This is a genomic window from Streptomyces sp. NPDC111744 (assembly GCF_055634995.1).
In genome coordinates this window covers 42,404-65,245 of record NZ_JBVKCG010000005.1, presented here as the reverse complement: position 1 = coordinate 65,245, position 22,842 = coordinate 42,404, and the positions used below count along the sequence as shown (strand labels likewise).

The 22,842-nt window shown below is 71.4% G+C and carries 20 protein-coding genes; 8 read left to right on the top strand and 12 right to left on the bottom strand.

Features of this window, described 5'->3' with window-relative positions; translation table 11 throughout:
* Position 1: 1 nt before the first annotated feature.
* The 4 genes from ACZ7OO_RS13000 to ACZ7OO_RS12985 form a co-directional block, all read right to left on the bottom strand.
* A complete protein-coding gene (locus ACZ7OO_RS13000) occupies positions 2 to 424 on the bottom strand; it encodes a Fur family transcriptional regulator (RefSeq protein ID WP_352218816.1) in 423 nt (140 codons plus the stop codon).
* A gap of 61 nt (positions 425 to 485) precedes the next feature.
* The gene (locus tag ACZ7OO_RS12995) at positions 486 to 1,388 is read right to left on the bottom strand and encodes a metal ABC transporter permease (RefSeq protein WP_471504343.1); all 903 of its coding nucleotides are present in this window, start codon (positions 1,386 to 1,388) and stop codon (positions 486 to 488) included.
* Complete coding sequence (locus ACZ7OO_RS12990) at positions 1,388 to 2,152, bottom strand: metal ABC transporter ATP-binding protein (RefSeq protein ID WP_471504342.1); 765 nt, start codon at positions 2,150 to 2,152, stop codon at positions 1,388 to 1,390. The genes ACZ7OO_RS12995 and ACZ7OO_RS12990 overlap by 1 nt, the downstream gene beginning before the upstream one ends.
* Positions 2,153 to 2,163: 11 nt before the next feature.
* Positions 2,164 to 3,120: a metal ABC transporter substrate-binding protein gene (locus ACZ7OO_RS12985; protein WP_471504340.1), complete on the bottom strand. Its 957-nt coding sequence runs from the start codon at positions 3,118 to 3,120 to the stop codon at positions 2,164 to 2,166.
* A gap of 162 nt (positions 3,121 to 3,282) precedes the next feature.
* Between ACZ7OO_RS12985 and ACZ7OO_RS12980 the strand changes: the two genes are divergently transcribed.
* Positions 3,283 to 4,665: a glycine--tRNA ligase gene (locus tag ACZ7OO_RS12980; protein WP_471504338.1), complete on the top strand. Its 1,383-nt coding sequence runs from the start codon at positions 3,283 to 3,285 to the stop codon at positions 4,663 to 4,665.
* Positions 4,666 to 4,760: 95 nt separating this feature from the next.
* Here ACZ7OO_RS12980 and ACZ7OO_RS12975 read toward each other — a convergent pair whose 3' ends face one another.
* Positions 4,761 to 5,807: a chitinase gene (locus tag ACZ7OO_RS12975; protein ID WP_471504915.1), complete on the bottom strand. Its 1,047-nt coding sequence runs from the start codon at positions 5,805 to 5,807 to the stop codon at positions 4,761 to 4,763.
* 162 nt (positions 5,808 to 5,969) lie between these two features.
* On the opposite strand from ACZ7OO_RS12975, the gene ACZ7OO_RS12970 reads away from it, so the two are divergent.
* A complete protein-coding gene (locus ACZ7OO_RS12970) occupies positions 5,970 to 6,980 on the top strand; it encodes an aldo/keto reductase (RefSeq protein WP_471504336.1) in 1,011 nt (336 codons plus the stop codon).
* 26 nt (positions 6,981 to 7,006) lie between these two features.
* Complete coding sequence (locus ACZ7OO_RS12965) at positions 7,007 to 7,603, top strand: TetR/AcrR family transcriptional regulator (RefSeq protein WP_471504334.1); 597 nt, start codon at positions 7,007 to 7,009, stop codon at positions 7,601 to 7,603.
* Here ACZ7OO_RS12965 and ACZ7OO_RS12960 read toward each other — a convergent pair.
* From ACZ7OO_RS12960 to ACZ7OO_RS12950, 3 genes are all read right to left on the bottom strand, one after another.
* On the bottom strand, positions 7,590 to 8,021 hold the full coding sequence (locus tag ACZ7OO_RS12960) for a hypothetical protein (RefSeq protein ID WP_471504333.1): 432 nt from the start codon (positions 8,019 to 8,021) through the stop codon (positions 7,590 to 7,592). The two genes, ACZ7OO_RS12965 and ACZ7OO_RS12960, sit on opposite strands and share 14 nt — an antisense overlap.
* Before the next feature lie 189 nt (positions 8,022 to 8,210).
* Complete coding sequence (locus ACZ7OO_RS12955) at positions 8,211 to 9,353, bottom strand: serine hydrolase domain-containing protein (protein WP_471504913.1); 1,143 nt, start codon at positions 9,351 to 9,353, stop codon at positions 8,211 to 8,213.
* A 61-nt stretch (positions 9,354 to 9,414) separates the two neighbouring features.
* Positions 9,415 to 9,633, bottom strand: a complete 219-nt coding sequence (locus ACZ7OO_RS12950) for a hypothetical protein (RefSeq protein WP_352218808.1) — start codon at positions 9,631 to 9,633, stop codon at positions 9,415 to 9,417.
* Between the two features lie 720 nt (positions 9,634 to 10,353).
* On the opposite strand from ACZ7OO_RS12950, the gene ACZ7OO_RS12945 reads away from it, so the two are divergent.
* Entirely contained in the window at positions 10,354 to 12,183 is a 1,830-nt protein-coding gene (locus ACZ7OO_RS12945) for an ATP-binding SpoIIE family protein phosphatase (protein ID WP_471504912.1), read from the top strand.
* A 146-nt stretch (positions 12,184 to 12,329) separates the two neighbouring features.
* On the opposite strand, the gene ACZ7OO_RS12940 is transcribed toward ACZ7OO_RS12945, so the two are convergent.
* Positions 12,330 to 13,757, bottom strand: a complete 1,428-nt coding sequence (locus ACZ7OO_RS12940; protein WP_471504331.1) for an MFS transporter — start codon at positions 13,755 to 13,757, stop codon at positions 12,330 to 12,332.
* Positions 13,758 to 13,858: 101 nt separating this feature from the next.
* Between ACZ7OO_RS12940 and ACZ7OO_RS12935 the strand changes: the two genes are divergently transcribed.
* The gene (locus tag ACZ7OO_RS12935; RefSeq protein WP_471504329.1) at positions 13,859 to 14,743 is read left to right on the top strand and encodes a helix-turn-helix transcriptional regulator; all 885 of its coding nucleotides are present in this window, start codon (positions 13,859 to 13,861) and stop codon (positions 14,741 to 14,743) included.
* Between the two features lie 87 nt (positions 14,744 to 14,830).
* Positions 14,831 to 15,178 carry an SCO4225 family membrane protein gene (locus tag ACZ7OO_RS12930; RefSeq protein WP_471504328.1) on the top strand — a complete coding sequence of 116 codons (348 nt, stop codon included), beginning with the start codon at positions 14,831 to 14,833 and terminating at the stop codon, positions 15,176 to 15,178.
* Positions 15,179 to 15,209: 31 nt separating this feature from the next.
* Here the strand turns inward: ACZ7OO_RS12930 and ACZ7OO_RS12925 are convergent, their stop codons facing one another.
* The gene (locus ACZ7OO_RS12925) at positions 15,210 to 16,661 is read right to left on the bottom strand and encodes an MFS transporter (RefSeq protein WP_471504327.1); all 1,452 of its coding nucleotides are present in this window, start codon (positions 16,659 to 16,661) and stop codon (positions 15,210 to 15,212) included.
* Between the two features lie 130 nt (positions 16,662 to 16,791).
* On the opposite strand from ACZ7OO_RS12925, the gene dusB reads away from it, so the two are divergent.
* Both dusB and ACZ7OO_RS12915 read left to right on the top strand, forming a co-directional pair.
* Positions 16,792 to 17,934, top strand: a complete 1,143-nt coding sequence (gene dusB / locus ACZ7OO_RS12920) for a tRNA dihydrouridine synthase DusB (RefSeq protein WP_471504325.1) — start codon at positions 16,792 to 16,794, stop codon at positions 17,932 to 17,934.
* 130 nt (positions 17,935 to 18,064) lie between these two features.
* On the top strand, positions 18,065 to 18,193 hold the full coding sequence (locus tag ACZ7OO_RS12915) for a hypothetical protein (protein ID WP_471504324.1): 129 nt from the start codon (positions 18,065 to 18,067) through the stop codon (positions 18,191 to 18,193).
* 311 nt (positions 18,194 to 18,504) lie between these two features.
* Here ACZ7OO_RS12915 and ACZ7OO_RS12910 read toward each other — a convergent pair whose 3' ends face one another.
* Positions 18,505 to 20,676: a sulfatase-like hydrolase/transferase gene (locus ACZ7OO_RS12910; RefSeq protein WP_471504323.1), complete on the bottom strand. Its 2,172-nt coding sequence runs from the start codon at positions 20,674 to 20,676 to the stop codon at positions 18,505 to 18,507.
* A 205-nt stretch (positions 20,677 to 20,881) separates the two neighbouring features.
* Positions 20,882 to 22,819 (bottom strand): amylo-alpha-1,6-glucosidase, encoded by a 1,938-nt coding sequence (locus tag ACZ7OO_RS12905; protein ID WP_471504321.1) that lies wholly within the window; start codon positions 22,817 to 22,819, stop codon positions 20,882 to 20,884.
* Positions 22,820 to 22,842: the final 23 nt, after the last annotated feature.

The following is a 22,842-nucleotide window of genomic DNA, read 5'->3' as shown; positions in this document are numbered from 1 at the left end:
CTCAGCAGCTCCCCGCGGTCCCGGCGCAGTCCGCGCACGTGCCGAAGATCTCCACCGTGTGGGCCACGTTGACGTAGCCGTGTTCCGCGGCGATCGCCTCCGCCCACTTCTCGACGGCCGGTCCCTCCACCTCCACCGCCTTGCCGCAGACCCTGCAGACCAGGTGGTGATGGTGCTCCCCCGTGGAGCACCGCCGGTACACCGACTCGCCGTCGGACGTGCGCAGGACGTCCACCTCGCCGGCGTCGGCGAGGGACTGGAGGGTTCGGTACACCGTGGTGAGGCCCACCGAGTCGCCCTTGTGCTTGAGCATGTCGTGCAGTTCCTGCGCGCTGCGGAACTCGTCGACCTCGTCCAGGGCGGCCGCCACGGCTGCCCGCTGGCGGGTCGAGCGGCCCTTCACGGGCGGTCCAGCGGTCGTCACCGGTTGTCTCCTCACATCACTGCTTCTGCCGGGCCATTGTGCCAGCCCGATGTGTGCGCGGTCAGACGCCGACTTCGTCGGCCGTCTTCAGGCCGGCCGGAATCGTGCACTCCGCCGGGTCCCCGGCGGGCCGCCGGGCGGCCGCAGCGCGGGCGCGTCGCCGGGCCAGCGGTGTGGCCAGCGCGCTCAGCACGATGAACGCGGCGATCGTCAGCAGCACGATCGTCGCGCCCGGCGGAACGTACTGGTAGTACGAGGTGATCGTGCCCCCGATCGTCACGGTCACACCGATCGCGACGGCGATCGCGAACGTGGCCGCGAAGCTGCGGCTCAGCTGCTGGGCCGCGGCCACCGGGACCACCATCAGCGCCGACACCAGCAGCAGGCCCACCACGCGCATCGCGACGGTCACCGTGACCGCCGCCGTGATCGCCGTCAGCAGGTTCAGCGCCCGCACCGGCAGGCCCGTCACCCGCGCGAACTCCTCGTCCTGGCTCACCGCGAACAGCTGCCGGCGCAGGCCGAGGGTGACCAGGAGGACGAAGGCGGCGAGTACGCAGATCGCGGTCACGTCCGACTCCGACACCGTCGACAGCGAGCCGAAGAGGTACGACATCAGATTGGCGTTGGAGCCGCCCGGCGCGAGGTTGATCAGCATCACCCCGCCGGCCATACCGCCGTAGAAGAGCATCGCGAGGGCGATGTCGCCGCGGGTCCTGCCGTACCAGCGGATCAGCTCCATCAGGACGGCGCCGAGGACCGACACCGCCGTCGCCATCCAGACGGGGGAGGTGGAGAGCAGGAAGCCGAGGCCGACGCCCGTCATGGCCACGTGGCCGATGCCGTCGCCCATCAGGGCCTGGCGGCGCTGGACCAGGTAGATGCCGATGGCGGGGGCGGTGAGGCCGACCAGGACGGCGGCGAGCAGGGCCCGCTGCATGAAGGCGTAGTTCAGGAAGTCCATCAGCTCAGCAGTCCCGTGCGGATCGGCGCGTGCTCGTGGGGGTGGACGTGGTCGTGGCCGGGGAGGGCATGCTGGCCCACGGCCCGCGGCGGCGGGCCGTCGTGCAGGACGCAGCCGTCACGCAGGACGACCGCGCGGTCGATCAGCGGCTCCAGCGGGCCCAGTTCGTGCAGGACCAGCAGGACCGTGGTGCCCTGCTCGACCTGCTCGCGCAGGGTCCGCGCGAGGATCTCCTGGCTGGCCAGGTCGACGCCCGCCATCGGCTCGTCCATGATCAGCAGTTCGGGCCGGGCGACCAGGGCGCGGGCGATCAGCACCCGCTGGTGCTGGCCGCCGGAGAGCGCCTCGACGTTGTCCCTGGCCCGGTCCGCCATCCCGACCAGGCCGAGCGCGTCCCGTACGGCCTGGTGGTCGGCCTTGCGGAAGAGGCCGAAGCGGGTGCGGGAGAGGCGGCCGGCGGAGACGACCTCGGTGACTGTGGCGGGGACACCGCCCGCGGCGGTGGTGCGCTGCGGCACGTAGCCGATCCGGGACCAGTCGCGGAAGGTGCGCCGCGGGCTGCCGAACAGGGTGATCTCGCCGCCGCTGACCGGCACCTGGCCGATGATCGTGCGGATCGCGGTCGACTTGCCGGAGCCGTTGGCGCCGAGCAGCGCGACGACCTCACCGCGGTGCACGGTGAGGTCGATGCCCCGCAGGACGGGGCGCGAGCCCAGCTCGGCGGTGACACCGCGCAGGGATATGACGGGCTCGCCGGTGGTCATCTCGTCTCCGCTCACTTGGCGCCCAGGGCCGTCCGGAGGGCCTTGAGGTTGGCTTCCTGGACCGCGAAGTAGTCCTTGCCGCGGGACTTTGCGGTGATGCCCTCGATCGGGTCGAGGACGTCCGTCCTCAGCCCGGCGTCGGCGGCGATGGTCTTCGCGGTCTTGTCGCTGACGAGCGTCTCGTAGAACACGGTGGTGACGCCGTCGGCCCTGGCCATCGTCTCCAGGTCCTTCACCCGGGCCGCGCTCGGCTCCGACTCCGGATCGAGGCCGTTGATGGCCTCCTCGGTCAGGCCGTAGCGCTCGGCGAGGTAGCCGAAGGCCGCGTGGGTGGTGATGAAGACCTTGGACCTCGTGTTCGCCAGGCCTTCCTTGAACCGGGTGTCGAGGGCGTCCAGCTTCTTGACCAGGGCCGCGGTGTTCTTCCGGTAGTCGGCCGCATGGTCCGGGTCGGCCTTCTCGAAGGCCTTGCCGACCCCCTCGGCGACCTGGGCGTAGCGCACCGGGTCCAGCCAGATGTGCGGGTCGAGGCCGGACAGCTCCTCGTTCTTGGAGGTGTCGTGCGTGGCCGCGTGGCCGCCGACCTCGTTGCCGTGATTCTCCAGCGTGGTCAGGGAGGCCGCGTCGATCTTCGTCCCGACCGACGACTGGGCGACCGCGTCGTCGACGGAGGGCTGGAGGTTCTTCAGGTAGAGGACCGCGTCGGACTTCTCGATCCCGATGATCTGCTTGGGGCTGATCTCCAGGTCGTGCGGTTCCTGGCCGGGCGATGTGAGACTGGTGACGTGGACGTGGCTGCCGCCGATCCGGTCGGCGAGGAAGGCCATCGGGTAGAAGGACGCGACGACGTCGAACTTGCCGGTCTGGGCCGCCGTGGCGTCGCCGCCGCAGGCAGAGAGAGTCGCTATGCCGAGGGCGGTGACGGTGGTCGCGGCGACCGTGGGTATGAGGCGTCGTCGTACGTTCATGAGACTCATTTTCAACAAATATGGAAACCGTTGTCAAGAAGCCTGGGTGGGAGGCCGGTAAGGGGCACGGATTTGGTCGAGGGGGAGTCCCCGCCGGTAACCTGAAGCATTAGCTCTGAAGCGTCTCGCTTCCTCGCCCGTCGTCGTAATGAAGAGAGCACCGTGGCCGCCGACAAGATCGACACCATCGTCAGCCTGAGCAAGCGCCGTGGCTTCGTATTCCCCTGCAGTGAGATCTACGGCGGACAGCGTGCCGCCTGGGACTACGGGCCGCTGGGTGTCGAGCTCAAGGAGAACCTGAAGCGCCAGTGGTGGCGCTACATGGTGACGTCGCGCGAGGACGTGGTCGGTATCGACTCGTCCGTCATCCTGGCCCCGGAGGTCTGGGTGGCCTCCGGTCATGTCGCCACCTTCACGGACCCGCTGACCGAGTGCACCGCCTGCCACAAGCGGTTCCGCGCCGACCACCTGGAGGAGGCCTACGAGGCCAAGCACGGCCGCCTCCCGGAGAACGGCCTGGCGGACGTCAACTGCCCCAACTGCGGCAACAAGGGCCAGTTCACCGAGCCCAAGCAGTTCTCCGGTCTGCTCTCCACCCACCTCGGCCCGACGCAGGACAGCGGCTCGGTCGCCTATCTGCGCCCGGAGACCGCGCAGGGCATCTTCACCAACTTCGCCCAGGTACAGACCACTTCGCGCCGCAAGCCGCCGTTCGGCATCGCGCAGATGGGCAAGTCCTTCCGCAACGAGATCACGCCCGGCAACTTCATCTTCCGCACCCGCGAGTTCGAGCAGATGGAGATGGAGTTCTTCGTCAAGCCGGGCGAGGACGAGAAGTGGCAGGAGTACTGGATGGAGCAGCGCTGGAACTGGTACACCGGCCTGGGCCTGCGTGAAGAGAACATGCGGTGGTACGAGCACCCGAAGGAGAAGCTCTCCCACTACTCCAAGCGCACCGCCGACATCGAGTACCGCTTCCAGTTCGGCGGCAACGAGTGGGGCGAGCTGGAGGGTGTCGCCAACCGCACCGACTACGACCTGGGCGCCCACTCCAAGGCCTCCGGCCAGGACCTCTCCTACTTCGACCAGGAGGCCGGGGAGCGCTGGACGCCGTACGTCATCGAGCCGGCGGCCGGTGTCGGGCGCGCGATGCTCGCGTTCCTCCTTGACGCCTACGTCGAGGACGAGGCGCCGAACGCCAAGGGCAAGCTGGAGAAGCGCACGGTGCTCCGCCTGGACCACCGGCTGGCCCCGGTGAAGGTCGCGGTCCTGCCGCTGTCCCGCAACCCCGAGCTGTCCCCGAAGGCCAAGGGTCTCGCCGCCTCCCTGCGGCAGAACTGGAACATCGAGTTCGACGACGCCGGCGCCATCGGCCGCCGCTACCGCCGCCAGGACGAGATCGGCACGCCGTACTGCGTGACCGTCGACTTCGACACGCTCGAGGACAACGCCGTGACGGTCCGTGAGCGTGACTCGATGAAGCAGGAGCGGATCTCCCTGGACCAGATCGAGGGCTACCTCGCGGGCCGCCTGCTGGGCGCCTAGGGTCCGCCCGACCCGGGGGCCGGCTGCCTCGGGGTCCAAACGCCACTACGCCGGACGAGCCGACAGGGCTCGTCCGGCGTCGCGCGTCTTGCGGGTCAACGCCGCTGAAGCGCCTTCACGTTGTCGCCGAACGTCCAGTTCTTCGAGCCGTCCCAGTTGATCGACCAGGTCATCAGACCCTTGAGGGACGTGCCGTAGTGGTTCCAGGCCTGCGCGACCAGGCTCGGTGACATGTAGCCGCCGCCCGCTCCCGACTGCGCGGGCAGCCCCGGGACCTGCTTGTCGTACGGCACCCTGATCGTCGTACCCTGCACGACCAGGCCCTTGTTGAGGCAGTCCGTCTGGGCGGTGAAGCCGGCGACCGTGCCCGCCGAGTAGGAGTCGCCGGAGCAGCCGTACATGCTGCCGTTGTAGTACTGCATGTCGAGCCACCACAGCCGGCCGTTGTCGGCGTACTTCTTGACGATCGGCAGATAGGCGCCCCAGATCGAGCCGTAGGTGATGCTGCCTCCGGTGACGTACGCCGTCTCCGGGGCCATCGTCAGGCCGAAGCCCGCCGGCATCTGGGCGAGGATCCCGTCGATGATGCGGACCAGGTTGGCCTGCGAGGTGGAGAGCTGGGTGATCGATCCGCTGCCCACCAGGCCGGTCTCGATGTCGATGTCGATGCCGTCGAAGTTGTACTTCTTCAGGATCGGGACGATCGTCGCGACGAACCTGTCGGCCACGGTGGACGAGCTCAGGTCGATGCCGGCCGCCGCGCCGCCGATCGACAGCAGGATGGTCTGCCCTGCCGCCTTCGCCGCGCACATCTCCGCGGGCGTCGCCACCTTCACGCCCGCGTCCATGCCGTCCTCCCACAGCGCGGTGCCGTCCGAGCGGATGACGGGGAAGGCCGCGTTGATCACGTTGTAGCCGTGGGCGGCGATCCGGGAGTCGGTGATCGGGGTCCAGCCGAAGGGTGGGTGGACGCCGTTGGCGGAGCCGTCCCAGTTCTCCCAGTAGCCCTGCAGGACCTTTCCGGCGGGCCTCGACTTCACCGCGCAGGTGTCGGCGGCGGAGGCGGGGGCGGCGGCGGGGAGCTGGGTGAGCGCGGCGGTCGCCAGGGCGGCGGCGAGCAGGCTGAGGGCGCGGCGGAACATACGGATCCTCCCGGTGGGGGTGCGGCGAGGTGTCGTAGCCATGACAGTGCGCGTGGTCCAGACCTCTCGTCAATAGGTCTGGACCAGAAACGGGCCGAGTCGGCGGTGGGGTATGGAATAACAGATATTGAAATCTGTCAGCTGTCATGTCAGGGTGGTCTTATGACGATGAAAACCCGAACCCTCGGATCCACCGGCCCCCAGGTCTCCGCCCTCGGCCTCGGCTGCATGGGCATGTCCGCCCTCTACGGCGAAGCCGACCGCGCCGAGTCGATCGCCACCGTCCACGCCGCCCTCGAAGCCGGTGTGACCCTCCTCGACACCGGCGACTTCTATGCCATGGGCCACAACGAGATGCTGGTCGGCGAGGCCCTGCGCACCGCCCCCACCGCCCTGCGTGAACAGGCGCTGACCAGCGTCAAGTTCGGCGCCCTGCGTGACCCGGCCGGCGGCTGGAACGCCTACGACGGCCGTCCGAACGCGGTCAAGAACTTCGCCGCGTACTCCCTCCAGCGCCTCGGCGTCGACCACATCGACGTCTACCGGATCGCCCGCGTCGACCCCGACGTGCCGATCGAGGAGACGGTCGGCGCCATCGCGGAACTGGTCGAGCAGGGATACGTCCGGCACATCGGCCTCAGCGAGGCGTCCGCGGACAACATCCGCCGGGCCGCCGCCACCGCGCCGATCTCCGACCTGCAGATCGAGTACGCGATCATCACCCGCGACATCGAGCGGGAGATCCTGCCCACCACCCGTGAGCTGGGCATCGGCATCACCGCCTACGGCGTGCTCTCCCGGGGCCTGATCTCCGGCCACTTCACCCGCGACCGGCAGCTCGCCGCGCACGACTTCCGCTCCTTCTCGCCCCGCTTCCAGGGCGACAACCTCCGGCACAACCTGGACCTCGTCGAGGCCCTGCGCAAGATCGCCGGGGACAAGGGCGTGACGGTCGCGCAGATCGCCATCGCCTGGGTGCTCGCCCGTGGCGAGGACATCGTGCCGCTCGTCGGCGCCCGCACCCGCGAGCGGCTCGGCGAGTCCCTCGGCGCGCTGGACGTCACCCTGGACGCGGCCGACCTGGCGGCGATCGAGGAGGCCGTACCGGCGGACGCGGCGGCGGGCACCCGCTACCCGGCCGCGCAGATGTCCCACCTCGGCACCGAGCACTGACGACGGCTTTGGGTACCGTCTAGGCCATGACAGCCACGTCCCCGCCCCCGACCCTCACCGCCGAGCGCATCCTCGAGGCGACCGAGGAGGTGCTGCGCCGGCACGGCCCGGCCAAGGCCACCGTGGTGGACGTGGCCCGCGCGCTCGGCGTCAGCCACGGCAGTGTCTACCGGCACTTCCGGACCAAGGCGGCGCTGCGGGAGGCGGTGACCAAGCGGTGGCTGGACCGCACCTCGATGGTCCTGTCCGTCATCGTGGCCGAGGACCGCGCCCCGCGGGAGCGGCTGCGCGACTGGCTGTGGGCGCTCTTCGACGCCAAGCGCCGTAAGTCGGGCGACGACCCGGAGTTGTTCGCCACCTACATGGTGCTGGTCGACGAGAACGGCCCGGCGGTCACCGAGCACATAGACGACCTGACCGGGCAGCTCGCCGAGATCCTCCGGGACGGGGTCGGCACGGGAGCCTTCACCGTGTCCGACCCCGCCGCGGCGGCCCGGGTCGTCTTCCAGGCCACCGGCCGCTTCCACGACCCGGGCTACGCACGCGAGTGGGTGCGGCCGGAGGTCGAGGCGGACTTCGCCTCGATGGTGGACCTGCTGCTGCGCGGCCTCAGTTCACCTTGACCGTCACGGTCGGGGAGTAGACCTTCTTGCCGACCGCCGCGATCCGCAGATGCTGGGTGCCCTTGGTGTTGAGCTTCGCGGTCAGCGAGTAGGCGCTGCCGTTCTTGACCTTGACGCTCGCTTTGAGCGCGGTCCACTTGCCGTTGTTCTCGTGCTGGAGGACCAGCGGCGAGCCGATCTTCAGGCCCTCGGTGCGACCGGTGAAGGTCACCGTGTCACCGGCCTTGATCGAGGTCTTGCTCGCCCTGATCGTGATCGAGCCCATGGTGGACATGGACGGGCTCGGCTTCGGGCTGCTCGGCGCGGGGCTCGGCTTGGCCTCCGCGGCGAAGGCGCCGGCACTACCGGCCGACAGCAGGGCCAGGGAGAGGGCGCCGGCGGCGAGGGCCCGGGACACCGGGCGGTGGATGGGGTGCATGGCAGAGCTCCTGTCGACGGGGACGGGGGACGCCTCCAGGCTTGGCCGGGTCGCGCGCGGCGGCGACCCGGGAAGTTTCTCAAGCGGTGAACGCCACCCTTTGCTTCGGTAAAGTCCGCAGGTGGCGACATGTGGCGCTGACCTCGCGATACCTACCTGCGCTATCACCCGAATGCAGTAACGGGAGGGCTAGGCCGTGGCTTGCCAGAAGTCCCGCATCAGCGGTGTCGGCGTCGGGTTCGTCATGGCCACCTGGGTCAGCAGGACCGTGACCGCGCCGGTGGTGGGGACGAGGTGCGCCGTGGTGCCGGTGCCGCCCACCCAGCCGTAGCGGCCGGGGACGTTCCAGGGGGCGGCCGGGGTGACGTCGACCTGGCCGCCGTAACCCCAGCCCTGGCCCTCCAGGAAGAGGGTGGCGCTCTCGCGCTGGGCCGCCGTCAGATGGTTGGTGGTCATCCGGCTGACCGAAGTGACGGAGAGGAGACGGCGGCCGTCCGGGGCAGCGCCGGCGTTCAGCAGCAGCCGGGCGAAGGCGAGCCAGTCGTCGGCCGTGGAGACCAGGCCCCCGCCGCCCGAGGGGAATCGCGGCAGGCGGCTGTAGTCGCCGTCCGGGGTGTCCGTCAGGCGCAGGGAGCCGTCCTCGGCGGGGGCGTAGGCGGAGGTGAAGCGGTGCCTTTTCGACGCCGGCACCTCGAACGCCGTGTCCCGCATGCCCAGCGGCTCGAAGATCCGTTCCGCCAGGAAGTCGGGGAGGGTACGGCCCGACACCCGCGCGACCAGGATGCCCTGGAGGGCGGACGAGGTGCCGTACAGCCAGGCCTCGCCCGGCTGGTGGAGCATCGGCACCTGGGCGAGCAGGCCCAGCCAGGTGTCCGGGTCCGGCCAGTCCTGGAACGGGCGGCTGTGATCCTCCACCGCGAACAGGGCCTGTGCGGCGGGCAGGGAGAAGTCGTCGGGCAGGCCCCAGCCGGTGCGGAAGCTGAGCAGGTCCTCGACGGTCACCGGGCGGTCCGCCGGCACGACGTCGTCGACAGGGCTCGCGGGCGTCCGGACCACCACCGGCTTCGCGAGTTCCGGGAGCCACCCGGCCACCGGGTCGTCGAGCCCGACCCGGCCCTCGTCCACCAGCATCAGCACCGCCGCCGCGACGATCGGCTTGGTGATCGACGCGATCCGGAAGATCGACTCCCGGGTCATCGGCGTGGACCCCTCGGCATCCAGGTCGCCGACGGTCACGACCTCGACGTCGTCACCCCGGGCGACCAGCCCGACGGCTCCCGGGACCGTGCCGTTGTCCATATGACGGTGCAGGGTGGCATGGAGCGGGGTCATGGTCATCGGTCGTCCTTCCGTCGGGTGCGGTCGTGTGCACGACTGCCACGCCGGCGGAAACTCATCGGGAGGGCTGGGCTCCCGCGGGGTCCACGGTGGCCTGGTGGGCCTCGGCCAGATGCTCCTCCGCCTTCAGCCAGGGCAGGAACTGCGCGCCCTGCTGCCAGCCGCAGGTGTCACACCTGATCGTGCGCTGGATGCCGGTGCGCTGCACCCGCACGGTGTGTTCCCGCCCGTGCTGGTCCCAGCGGCTGACCTTACTCGAGTCGATCTGTGACATGACGCCTCCGAGTCCGTGCCTGATCTGCCGTTCGGCACGTGTCGACGGGAGGAGTGTGCAGCAAGACCAACATCAACAGGGATTTCTTCACAGCGAGTTGGCCAAGCCGTTTCCGGGCGGCCGGGTTTCGGCCGCTGGGCAGGCCGTTTCGTGTACATCCCAGCCGTCGGACCAACCGCCCGACCGTGCACCCGACTTGGTGTACCGGCGGAAACCCTGGACACGGCATTGACCAAGGCTCAAGATGAGAGCGACCTTAGCTGAAGCGGCCACCGGCACGGAGAGGCGATGCTGCCGGATCCTCAACGTTTCCTGGCCGTCTCCGGCCGCCGGATCGCTCGCGCCGAGGGCGCGGCCCAGGTCGTCAGGGAACTGTGCCTGTCGACCGTTCCGGACCTGGCGGACGGGGTGTTCGTCTACCTCGCCGACCAACGGCGGGACCCGGACGGCCCGTTGCGCCTGCTCCTCGACGGGCTGCCGGCCGAACTCGGCGGTCTGATGGGCGGAGCGCCCCCGGCCGTCACCCCGGTGCCGTCCGACGGTGCGCTGGCCGGGCTCCTGCGGTGCGGCAGAGCGCGCGGCAGAGGTCCGGACGACATCGAGGAGGCCCTCCGTGAGCTGCTGGGGACCACCCCCCGCCTGCCGCAGGGCAACAGGGTCCTGCTCGCCCCGCTGCGCGCGCCCGACGCCGTCGTGGGCGTGGCGGTGTTCCTGCGGCGCATGGACCGGGAGGACTTCGTGGTGGACGACATCGCCCTGGCCGACGCGCTGTCGGCACAGGCCGCGCTCGGCGTGAGCGAGGACACCGCCGCCCCGCAGGCCCGGCCCGCCGCCGCGCCCAGGGCCCCGGACGAGGACCGGCTGCGCTACGTCGGCGCCGCCACCCGCCGGATCGCCCGCGGGTTCGACACCGACGAGATCGTGCTCGGCCTGTGCCGGGCCGCCGTACCCACGTACTCGGACGCGGCCCTGGTCTATCTGCGCGACCCGCTGCCGGTCGGCGACGAGCGCCCCGCCGGCCCCGCCGTGCTGCGGCTGCGCCGCACCGACCGGATCAAGGGCCCCGGCGCCGAGGGCCTGGTCTGGCCGGCGGAGACCGTGGACGACGAACAGGACGACCTGGACGCGGCCGACTGGAGCGAGGTCGTACCCGGCGGCGCGCTCGCCGAGGTGCTGCGCGGGGTCCGGCCGGTGTTCGCGGACGACCCGGCGACCCGGGCCGCGCTGAGCGAACTCGTCGGCGAGGACAGCGCGTTGAACGGCTGGTCCGGTGCGCACGCGATCCTCGCCCCGCTGCGCGGCCGCCGCCGGGTCACCGGCGCGGTGATCTTCCTGCGCCGCCCGGAACGCCCGGCGTTCGAGCCCGCCGACCTGCTGGTCGCCGCCCAGCTGGCCACCCACACCGCGCTCGGCGTCGACAAGGCGGTGCTGTACAGCCGCGAGGCCTTCATCGCCGACCGGCTCCAGCGCGCGATGCTGCCGCATTCCCTGCCCCGACCCACCGGCGTCCGGCTGGCCGTCCGCTATCTCCCCGCCGCCGAGACCGCCCGTGTCGGCGGCGACTGGTACGACGCGATCCCGCTGCCCGGCAGCCGGGTGGCCCTCGTCGTCGGCGACGTCATGGGGCACTCCATGACCTCGGCCGCCGTCATGGGCCAGCTGCGCACCACCGCGCTGACCCTGGCCGGCCTCGACCTGCCCCCGCAGGAGGTGCTCCACCACCTCGACGAGCAGGCCCAGCGCCTCGGCACCGACCGCATGGCGACCTGCCTGTACGTCGTCTACGACCCGGTCTCGCACCGCATCACCGTCGCCAACGCCGGCCATCCGCCGCCGATCCTGCTGCACCCCGGCGGCAAGACGGAGGTCCTCGCGGTGCCGCCCGGCGCACCGATCGGCGTCGGCGGCATCGACTTCGAGGCGGTCGAGCTGGACGCGCCCGCCGGGGCGACCCTGCTCCTCTACACCGACGGCCTGGTGGAGTCCCGGCTGCGCGACGTGTGGACCGGCATCGAGCAGCTGCGGGAAAGGCTCGCCGCCACCGCCCAGTTGACCGGCCCCGACCGGCCGCCCCCGCTGGAGGCGCTGTGCGACGAGGTCCTGGACATGCTCGGGCCGGGCGACCGGGACGACGACATCGCGCTGCTCGCCGCCCGCTTCGACGGCATCGCGCCGAGCGACGTGGGGTACTGGACCCTCGAACCGGAGGCCGGCAGCCCCGGCCGGGCCCGCCGGCTGACCCGGCAGGCCCTGGCCGGCTGGGGCCTGGAGGAACTCACCGACACCGCCGAGCTGCTGGTCAGCGAGATCGTCACCAACGGCGTACGCCACGCCTCCCGCCCGATCAGCCTGCGGCTGCTGCGCACCGACGTGCTGCGCTGCGAGGTCGGCGACGACGTGCCCCAACTGCCCAGGCCGCGCCGGGCCTCGCCCGACGAGGAGCACGGGCGGGGCCTGTACCTCGTGAACAGACTGGCCCGGCGCTGGGGCACGACCCGGCTGGGCACCGGCAAGATCGTCTGGTTCGAACTGGGCGGCAGCGGAGCCTGAGCGTCCCGAAGGGGCGCGGGGCCGCATCGATCAGCGGCTCCGCCGCGGAGCGCGACCAGCCACGGCGGCGCCGCAGCCGGACGACGGCACTTCGCGGCGCTTGCGGCTGAGCGTCTGGTCCAGCGTGGCTGACGGCCGAGGTGCGGTCAGTTCACTGTGCGCGGCAGTCGCAGACTGAGCAGGCCGGTCACCACGACCAGGCCCAGTTGCACCAGCAGTGTGGTGACCAGGGCGTCCCGGGTGCCCTGGTGCGGGACCAGGGACAGGAACAGGGTGCCCAGGGTGGCCACGCCCAGGGCCAGGGCGGACTGCTGGGTGGTGACCATCACCCCGCTGCCGACGCCGGCCCGCGCGGGCGGCACCTCCGACATCACCAGCCGCAGCACGTTGGGGAGTTGGAGAGCCTGACCGGCTCCGGCGACCGCGACCCCGGGGAGCAGCCCGGTGAAGTCCAGGTGCGGCCAGTCCCGCCAGGCGGCCAGCGCGATGAGGGCGATGCCGATCCCCTGGACGACCGAGCCGGCGGACACCACCCGGCTGCCGTACCGGGCGATCAGCCGCGGCCCGGCCAGCGACACGAACAGGAAGGCGACGGCCATCGGCGCGAGCGCCAGCCCCGCCGGGACCGGGTCCATGTGCTCCCCGCTCTGCAGAGCCACGGCGATCACGAACATGAACCCGCTGAAGCCGATGGAGAACGGCAACATCAGCACCAGACCCCGGCGCAGCGAGGCGAGTTCGAACAGGCTCGGTGGGACCAGCGGGGTACGGCCGGCCCGGTCGGCGCGGCGTTCCACGGCGTAGAAGGCGGTGGCCACCCCCGGGAACGCGGCCAGCGACAGCCAGGTCCACAGCGGCCAGCCCGCCGCCCGGCCCTCGGTGAGCGGGGCGAGGAGGGTGAGCAGGGAGAGGGCGAGCAGCACGGTGCCGGCTCCGTCGACGGGCTCGGGCCGCTGCGACCGCGTCTCCGGCACGAACCGGGCGCCGAGCACCAGCCCGACGACCACGACCGGCACGTTGACGAGGAACACGGAGCGCCAGCCGGTACCCGCGATGTCGGCGGCGACCAGCACCCCGCCGAGTATCTGCCCGGCCACCATCGAGAGGCCGGCGGTGGCGCCGTACAGGCTCATGGCCCGGGCGCGGCGGCCGCCGCTGGTGGCGGCCTGGATGGTGGCCAGGACCTGCGGGAGCATCGCGGCGGCCGAGGCGCCCTGGGCGACCCGGGCGGCCACCAGCGACCAGGCGCCGGGCGCGAGTCCGCAGGCCAGCGAGGTCAGTCCGAAGGCGGCCATGCCGGCGAGGAAGAGCCGGCGGCGTCCGAACAGGTCGCCGAGCCGGCCGCCGAGTACGAGCAGCACGGCGTAGGCGACGCCGTACCCGGCGACGACGAGTTCCAGGACCGCCTCGTTCGCGTGCAGATCGGTCCCGATGGTGGGCAGGGCGACGTTGACGATGAAGAAGTCGATGAGGGGCAGGGCCGCGGCCAGCAGGACGGTGAAAAGTCCGGGCCCGCCGAGCGCGGGCGGCGTGGCCGGGGACCGTACGGCCGGAGTGGTGGCGGTTTCGGTCATGGTGCTGAGCCTGCTCCGGCGCCGAGACGGGTACCAGAGTCTCTTTATCCTGGTAGGAGAAATACCTGGCAACAGGATCCGCGAGGCGGCAGGCTGGGGGCATGACGACCACGGCTCGTGAGACGAAGGCTCAGCCGGTACGGAGCGCGTCTGTCCGGCGGCACGAACTGGGCGCGTTCCTGCGCAGCCGCCGGGAGCGGATCACCCCGGAGCAGGTGGGCCTGCCGCGCGGCGCCCGCCGCCGCACGCCCGGCCTGCGCCGCGAGGAGGTCGCGCATCTCTCCGCGGTCGGCGTCACCTGGTACACCTGGCTCGAACAGGCACGGGACATCCAGGTCTCCGTGCAGGTCCTGGACGCCCTCGCCCGCACCCTCCTCCTCGACGGCAGCGAGCGAGCCCACCTCTTCCAGCTGGCCGGTGCCGTCGACCCGACCCCGGCCGCGAGCTGCACGGGCGTCACCCCGGCGCTGTACGAGATGCTCCGGACCCTGGAGCCTCTCCCGGCCTGCATCCAGAACAGCCGCTACGACATCCTCGCCTACAACCGCACCTACGCCCGCCTGCTGTGCGACCTCGACGCGGTCCCGCCCGAGGACCGCAACTGCATGATCCTCGTCTACACCCACCCCGAGTGGTGCCGCTCCATCGTGCACCTGGAGGAGAGCCGCCGTCTGATGGCCGCGAAACTCCGCTCCTCCATGGTCGGCCACCTCGGCGAACCCGCCTGGAAGATGCTGGTCAAGCGACTGACGGCGGAGTCCCCGGAGTTCCGCGCGAACTGGGAGCGCTACGAGGTGGTGGACCGCCGCACCCGGACCAAGCAGTTCCTCAACCCGTACGTCGGCTTCCTCTCCCTGGACCACACGGACCTGTGGCTGACTCCCGAGACCGGGGCGCGCATGGTGACCTACATCCCGACGGACGAGGAGTCCCGTGAACGGCTGGAGAAGCTGTACGCACTGGCCGCCTCCTCCGGGCAGGGCTGAGTACGGGTACTCAGGACAGGGCGCCGTCCGGCGGCCGACCATGCACGGAGGAAGAGGAACCGACGACCGGCCCCGGGGGGACGACCGATGACAACCGGCCCTGCGCGCACCCTTGTCCGTCTGACGGTCGCCAACCGCGTCTCGATGGCCTATCTCGCCGTGGTCGCCGTCGTCGTCGCCAAGGCCACGGTCGACTCCCTCGCCGCCGCCGACGGGCCGGACCAGGATTTCGCCTGGCTCTGGCCGCGGCTTGTCACCTTCCCCGCGTTCCCGCTCGTCGCCGCCCTGGCCAGGGCGGCATGGGGCACGGCGGAGCTGCCGACCTGGGGCTTCATCGCCGTGATCGTCATATCGGCGTTACTCCAGTCCCTGGCCCTGGGCACTCTGGCGCGGGTGGTACGGACCCGCCACCAGCGCATGCTCCGCTCCTGCTGACCTCCACAGGCCGGTGGCGGGCCGGCCAGGACTACGCCGGCTCCCCGGCTCCCACGACCTGGCGTATCTCCGCCGACTCCAGACGCTCCGCCGTGCGCTCGGCCGTCGCCCGGGCCCAGCGGCCGTTCGTCACGGCACCGATGGTGAGGACCGCGAGGCCGCAGGCGGCGAGGATCCACCAGCCGGGGCGGGCGGCGGTCACGAAGGTCTGGTGGTACGAGGACGAGCCGATCCGCGACGCGAGGACCGCGCCGATGACCGCCACGCCCAGCGTCTGGCCCAGCTGCCTGCTGGTGGAGGCGACCGCGGCCGCGACGCCCGCCTGGGACCTCGGCATACCGGAGACCGCCGTGTTGGTGATCGGCGCGTTCACGAAGCCGAAGCCGATGCCGAACAGGACATAGCCGACGAAGAGAGTGGCGTTCGAGGTCTCCGCCTCGAAGGCCGCGAACAGCACCGCGCTCGCGGTCATCGCGACCCCGGCGATCACCAGCGGCAACCGCGGGCCGCGGCTGCCGACCAGGCGCCCGGCGAGCGGCGCGCACAGGAACATCGGGACCGCCATCGGCAGCATCCACAGGCCCGCGTGCAGGGCGTCCAGTCCGCGCACGTTCTGCAGGTAGAGCGTGGAGAGGAAGAGGAAGCCGCCCAGCGAGGCGAACGCGCTGATCGCGATCACCGTGGCCCCGCTGAACGGCGCGGAGCGGAAGAAACGCAGGTCGATGAGAGGTTCGTCGCGCCTCGGCTCGTACCAGAGCAGGCCGGTCAGGGCGGCGAGGGCCACCACTCCGAAGGGGACCACCGTGGCCGCGCTCGCCGTCGGCGCCTCGATGATCGAGTACGTCAGCGCGCCGAACAGCGCGATGACCAGCACCTGGCCGACCGGGTCGGGCCGGCGGGCCTTCGGCGCCCGGGACTCCGGCACGAAACGCAGCGTCAGCAGGAGTGCGGCGAGGCCCACCGGGAGGTTGACCCAGAAGATCGCGCGCCAGTCGACCGACTCCACCAGCAGGCCGCCGACCAGCGGGCCGGCGGCCATGGATATGCCGACCACCGCACCCCACACGCCGATCGCCCGGGCCCGCTCACGTGGGTCGGTGAAGGTGTTGGTGATGATCGACATCGCCACCGGGTTGAGCATCGAGCCACCGACCGCCTGGACCATGCGGAACGCGATCAGCGAATCGAGGTTCGGCGCCAGCGAGCAGAGCAGCGAGCCCAGCGTGAAGACGACCAGGCCCGTCATGAAGACCTTCTTGCGGCCGACCCGGTCGCCGGTCGACCCCGCGAGCATCAGCAGCGAGGCCAGGACCAGGGTGTAGGCGTCGATGGTCCACTGCAGACCGGCGGTCGAGGCGTGCAGCTCACGCTGCATGGACGGCAGGCCGACATTGAGGGCAGTGGTGTCGAGACTCACGATCAGCAGGCTCATACAGCAGATCGCGAGAACGAGCATGCGTCGGCGGGGGCTCAGCTCGGGCATGCGCCCCATCGTACGCCCATGTCGATAGTGCGTCTAACTAATGAGTGCTACATGATCGTAACGGAGGGTGCGGGAGGGGCGGTTGTCCACAGGCCGCCGAGCACCGCGCGCCATACGGGACAATGGGGGAATGCCCGAGTCCACGACCCTGCTCCAGATCGGCCCGCACCCCGTCCGGCCGCCGGTCGTCCTGGCCCCCATGGCCGGGATCACCAACGCGCCCTTCCGTACCCTGTGCAGAGAGTTCAGCGGTGGCAAGGGCCTGTTCGTCAGCGAGATGATCACGACGCGGGCGCTGGTCGAGCGCAACGAGAAGACCATGCAGCTGATCCGCTTCGACGCGAGCGAGAAGCCGCGCTCGATCCAGCTGTACGGCGTCGACCCGGCCACCGTCGGCAAGGCCGTCCGCATGATCGCGGAGGAGGACCTGGCCGACCACATCGACCTGAACTTCGGCTGCCCGGTCCCCAAGGTCACCCGCAAGGGCGGCGGCTCGGCCCTCCCGTACAAGCGCCACCTGCTCCGCGCGATCCTGCGCGAGGCGGTGAGCGGCGCCGGCGACCTCCCGGTCACCATGAAGATGCGCAAGGGCATCGACGACGACCACATCACCTACCTCGACGCCGGCCGGATCGCGGTCGAGGAGGGCGTCACATCCATCGCACTGCACGGCCGCACCGCCGCCCAGCACTACGGCGGCACCGCCGACTGGGAGGCCATCGCCCGGCTCAAGGAGCACGTCCCGGAGATCCCGGTCCTCGGCAACGGCGACATCTGGTCGGCCGAGGACGCGCTCAGGATGGTCCGGGAGACGGGCTGCGACGGAGTCGTGGTCGGGCGCGGCTGCCTGGGCCGGCCGTGGCTCTTCGCGGACCTCGTCGCCGCGTTCGAGGGTCGTCACGAAGACATCGCGCGCCCGTCCCTGCGCCAGGTCGCCGACGTCATGGTCCGGCACGCCGGCCTGCTCGGCGAGTGGCTCGGCGACGAGTCCAAGGGAGTGATCGACTTCCGCAAGCACGTCGCCTGGTACCTCAAGGGCTTCGCCGTCGGCAGCGAGATGCGCAAGCGCCTCGCCATCACCTCCTCCCTGGCCGAACTCCGTGCGGGCCTGGACGAGCTGGACCTCGACCAGCCCTGGCCCACGGGCGCCGACGGTCCCCGCGGCCGTACGTCCGGCAACAACCGGGTGGTGCTGCCGGACGGCTGGCTGAAGGACCCCTACGACTGCGCGGGCATCGGCGAGGACGCGGAGCTGGACACGTCCGGCGGCTGAGGCTCCAGGCGGCCTCGACAGTGGGCCGGGGTTCTCCGGCACTTGCCGCCATGGGGGACAGTGCGGTGTGGGTCGCGGCGCTCACCGGCGGTACGCGGTGCCGGCGGGCTGGGTCCCCAACCCGGGGAACGTGCGCGCGGCCAGAGTGCAGGCGGAGGCCTCGGCGCGGGCCCAGCAGCTGAGCCGAGCGCGGGAGTCACGCCGCGCGGCCTACGCGGACTTCATGGGGCAGGCCCACGCCAAGAGCGACCTGTACTGAAGGCCGACTTCTTCCTGACCACCGGTCCCGGTGTGCTGCCCACCAGCCTCGACGGACTGCGCGCGGAGCTCCGGAGCTCGTACGACCTGCTGCCGCACAGCGTCCGTATCGTGCCCTCGAAGGCCCCGTCACCGCCGCCGAGGCGCCCCAGGCGGTCCTGGAAGCTGCGACGCGCGCCAACCGGGCCCTGTCCGGCACTCCCTGGGCGAAGCCGGCGCCCGCGCCCGCTTCGACGAGACCCGCCAGGGATTCACGCGGTGCCTGGAGGAGTTCGTCGAAGTGGCGCGGGCGGCGACGGAGACGTCCTGAGGTCAGTTCGTCTTCGGGTGCGGCGTGGAGCCGTACGCCGTCAGGAACTTGTCGCGGAACGAGCTCATCTTCCACACCGGGGCGTTGTGCGCCGGGCGCAGACCGTCGGTCCAGTTCCAGGAGTCGATCTTCTCGAGCATCTTCGGGTCCTTGGCGACGATCGAGATCGGCACGTCACGGCTGGCGTGGTTGCCGCTGACCCGGGCGATCGGCTGGTGGTCGCCGAGGAAGACGAGCACCGTGTTGTCGTTGCCGTAGCGCTCCAGCCACTGGGTGAGCGCGGTCACCGAGTACTGGATCGACTTGCCGTACTCCTGTCGGGACTTGGTGGTGTCGGCGATGACGTCGGACGCCTTGTTGCCGGCCTTCTGGATGGCGTTGAAGACCGAACCGTCGCCCAGCTGGTCCCACGGCACCATCTTCGGGATCGGCGCCCACGGCTGGTGGCTGGAGGTCAGGATCAGGAACGACATCCGTGACTTGCCCTCGGCCGGCTTCTTGCTGTGCACCCGGTCCTGGAACTGCTGGAGCGCGTACTGGTCGGGCATGGTCGACCAGCTGAACTTGGGTCCCTTGTAGCCCAGCTGGAAGGCGTTGTAGACCTTGTCGAGGCCGTAGTAGCTCCGCTCGGGCCAGCCCTTCTGGATGCCCGGCATCACACCGACCGTGTCGAAGTCACCGGTCTTCTGGAACGCCTTGGTGATGCTGAGGTGGTCGCTGGCCATGACGGTCCGGTAGCGCTGCTGGTTGCTCACCCACAGCCCTGACATGGTCGTGGAGTGACCGAGCCAGCTGCTGCCGCCGTAGGTCGCCGACGTCAGCCAGCCGCTCTTCGCGGCGTAGCCGGCCTTGGCGAGAGACCGGGTCTGGGCGTCGAGCGTCCTGTCGACGCCGGGCGCCATGATCGGGTCCTCGACGGCGCTGCGGCCGTAGCTCTCGATGAACGTGAAGATCACGTCCTTGCCCCGCAGGTCCGGCACCAGCTGGCCGGCCGGGGTGTTCCCGAAGGCGTCGACCTTGGCGACCTTCTGGAACTCCGCCTCGTCGTGCAGGGTGTCCCGCACCTGGCGGGCCTTGATCTCCAGCGCGGTGGCGGTGCGGTCGGAGGCCAGCGGCACGCCGCCGGCGATCTGGAGACCGAAGGAGGAGCAGGTGATCCAGACGACACCCGCGATCAGCGTGGCCCGGGTGGCCCGCCCGGGATGCCGGGCCAGCAGATTGCTCAGCCGTACCGTCGCCAGGGCGAGCAGCACGAACAGCAGCAGCACCAGGACGACGGCACCGACGCTGACGGCGACGGTGGCCGTGCGGCCCAGGGTGTCCTCCAGGTACGACTCCGCGTCGGCGAGCAGGCTCCAGTCCAGGATGGCGTTGAAGCTCCGGCCCAGGTACTCGGTGAACCCCATGTCGAGGAAGTTGATCAGGGTCAGCGCACCGAGCACGACGCCGAACACCGCGGCCAGCACGATCCGGGGCCGCCGGGGCAGCGCCAGCGCGACGGCAGCCGCGATGATCCCCTCGGACGGTATTCGCAGGAACTTCGCCGGCCCGAGCCCGACGAGGGTGTTCGGCATCACCAGCGCGGCGATCACCAGCGCGGCGCAGAGCACGGTGACGCCGACGGACAGCGCGGAGGCGGTGGCGGGATGAGCGTCCCGCCAGGCCGCCCGCCGCTCACGAACGCGCCCGCTCCAGGAGGCCCAGCCGCGACGACGGGGGGTGGCGGGGGCCGGGTCGTCCGCGGCGTCCGGCGCGGAGGCGGGGGTGGGTTCGCGCTCGCCTTCGGCGGCGGACACGGCTTCCGGGCCGGCGGTGGACGCGGGTCGGGGGCCGGGAGCGGAATTGGACCCGGTCCTGGTGGACTCGGACTCGGCGCCAGGGGATTCGGCGACGGACGCCGACTGCTCGGCCGCGACGGCGGGTGCCGGTTCGGGCTCGGCGACGGATTCGAGTCCCGGTTCCGGGGGCTCGGCATCCGGGGCGGCGCTCTCCGCGGCCGGCTCCTCGGGCTCTGCCGGCAACGTTTCCGCAGTCGCCTCGGCGGTCGGCTCGCAGGTCTCGGGAGCCGCTTCCGGCTCGGACGTCAGGGCCTCGGACTCCTCCGGTGCGACCTCGCGTTCGGACGGCCCGGAGGGCGTGTCCGATGACTGGCGAATGCTCGTGTGCTGAGGCAACCCGGAGGTCCTTCCGTGCGAGACCCGTGAAACGGAATCGGCGGGCCAATGCCGGGGAGGCCCGGGCCCGCCATCTTCCGGTACGGCTCACACAAGGCCCCTGTTCAGGGCTTTCGGCAAACAAGGGGCAAATACAGCGGGCCCCTGAGGGGCACGGGGAACTGCGCGCTCAGCCCCCACCGGCCCGCAGTGAACCTCCGACCTTCTACGCCCCGCCCACGGCAGTGAGCAGCGCCAACGGAGCCGCTGCCGACCGGGACTCCCGCACACACGCATGCGGATAGGGCACCGGCTCCGGATGCGTGTCCCTCCCGTACCCGGCCAGCACCTCCGGCAGCCGATGCCCGCCGGCCGTCGCCGCGTCCACCAGCCCGTGTGCCACGGTCCGGGCCTCGTCGTGCAACCCGTACCGCGCCAGCCCCAACGCGATCAGCGCGTTGTCGTGCGGCCACACCGAACCCCGGTGGTACGACAACGGGTGGTACGCGGCCTGCCCCGCGGCCAGCGTCCGTACCCCCCACCCCGAGAAGAAGTCCGGTTCCAGCAGCCGCCGCCCGACCTCCTCCCCGTACTCCTTGTCGAGCAGCCCGGACCACAGCAGATGCCCGGCGTCCGAGGCGAGCGCGTCGACCTGCCGGCCCTCTCCGTCCAGGGCGAGCGCGGGGAAGGCGGACTCGGGCATCCAGAAGTCGCTTTGGAACCGGTCCCGCAGATCGGCGGCGGCCTGTTCAAGGAGCGCCGCGTACTTCTCGTCGCTCCACACCGTCCGCGCCACCCACGCCGTCCGGCGCAGCGCGTCGTAGGCGTATCCCTGCGCCCCCGCCGCCATCACGGTGCCCACCGGCCGGCTGCCGTCGGCGGAGCAGATCGCGCCGGGGGAGTCCTTCCAGTTCTGGTTGGCGAGGCCGCCCTTGTCGGCGCGGTAGACGAGATAGCCGCGTGAGGTCAGCCCGCCGTGGTCGAGCATCCAGCCGATGGCGGCGCGGGCGTTGGACTCGAGGCGCCGGGCCATGCCGGTGTCCCCGGTCTGCTCCACATACGCGCCCAGCAGGATCAGGAAGAGCGGGGTGGCGTCGACGGAGCCGTAGTAACGGCCGTACGGCACCTGCCCGAAGTGCGCCAGCTCCCCGTGCCGTACCTCGTGGACGATCTTCCCGGGCTGGGCCACGGAGTGCGCGCCGGTCTCGGTGGCCTGGGTGGCGGCGAGGGCCGGGAGGGTGGCGGCGGCCAGCCGGGGGCGGTAGGGGAGGGCGAAGAGGGAGGTGATGAGGGCGTCGCGGCCGAGGAGGGTGAGGAACCAGGGGGCGCCCGCGGCGGGGACCTTGAGCTCCTCGCCGTCCGGTCCGGTGGCCGGCACCTGGAGCGCGGCAAGGTCGGAGAGGCCGCGGGAGCAGGCCGCCGCCAGCTCGGGCCAGCCGGTCGGGAAGGCCACGCCCTCCACGAACTCGCCTTCCAGGGCGAGGAGCTGCTCGTTCAGCGCGGCCGGGTCGCGGGGCACGCGCAGCGCCCGCCGGTCGCCGTGCGGGCGCCCGATCACCCGTACGACCAGCTCGGTCGTGCCGTGCGGTGGGAGTTCCAGCGTCCACACCATCCGCCGGGCGCCGGTCCCGGTCTCCTCGACGCCGTCCGGGGCCGGCTCGGCGGTGATCGTCGTACAGGACCGCCACTCGCCCCGGCGGTAGCTGAAGTCGAGTCCGTCGTCGAGGACCTGGCGGGAGCGTACGGCGCCGGACTTGGTGTAGGTGCGGTGGTCGGCGCGGAGTTCGAACTGGTCGGTGAAGTCGGCGTCGGCGGTGATCGCGAGGCGGACGGTGGTCGGCACCGGACGGTTGCTGGTGACCCGCAGGGACTCGGCGAACGAGCCGTCGCCGACGGCCTGTTCACGGAAGATCGTGTGCGCGGGCGGTTCCCGGCGGCCGCCGCGCGGGACCAGGACACACCGGGTGCCGTCCCCGTCGGCCACCGGGGTGAGCACCTCGGGCAGCGCCCCGTCGACCGTGAGCTGCCAGCGGCTGAGGTGCCGGGCGTCCCGTACGAACAACCCGTCCGGGGAGCCGCCGCCCCGGACGCCGCTGATGTCTCCGCGGTCGTCCACGGCGGCGAACGTCGCGCCGTGCACGAGCAGATGATGCCGGTCCGTCATCCCCGGTCCCCTCCTCTGTCCCT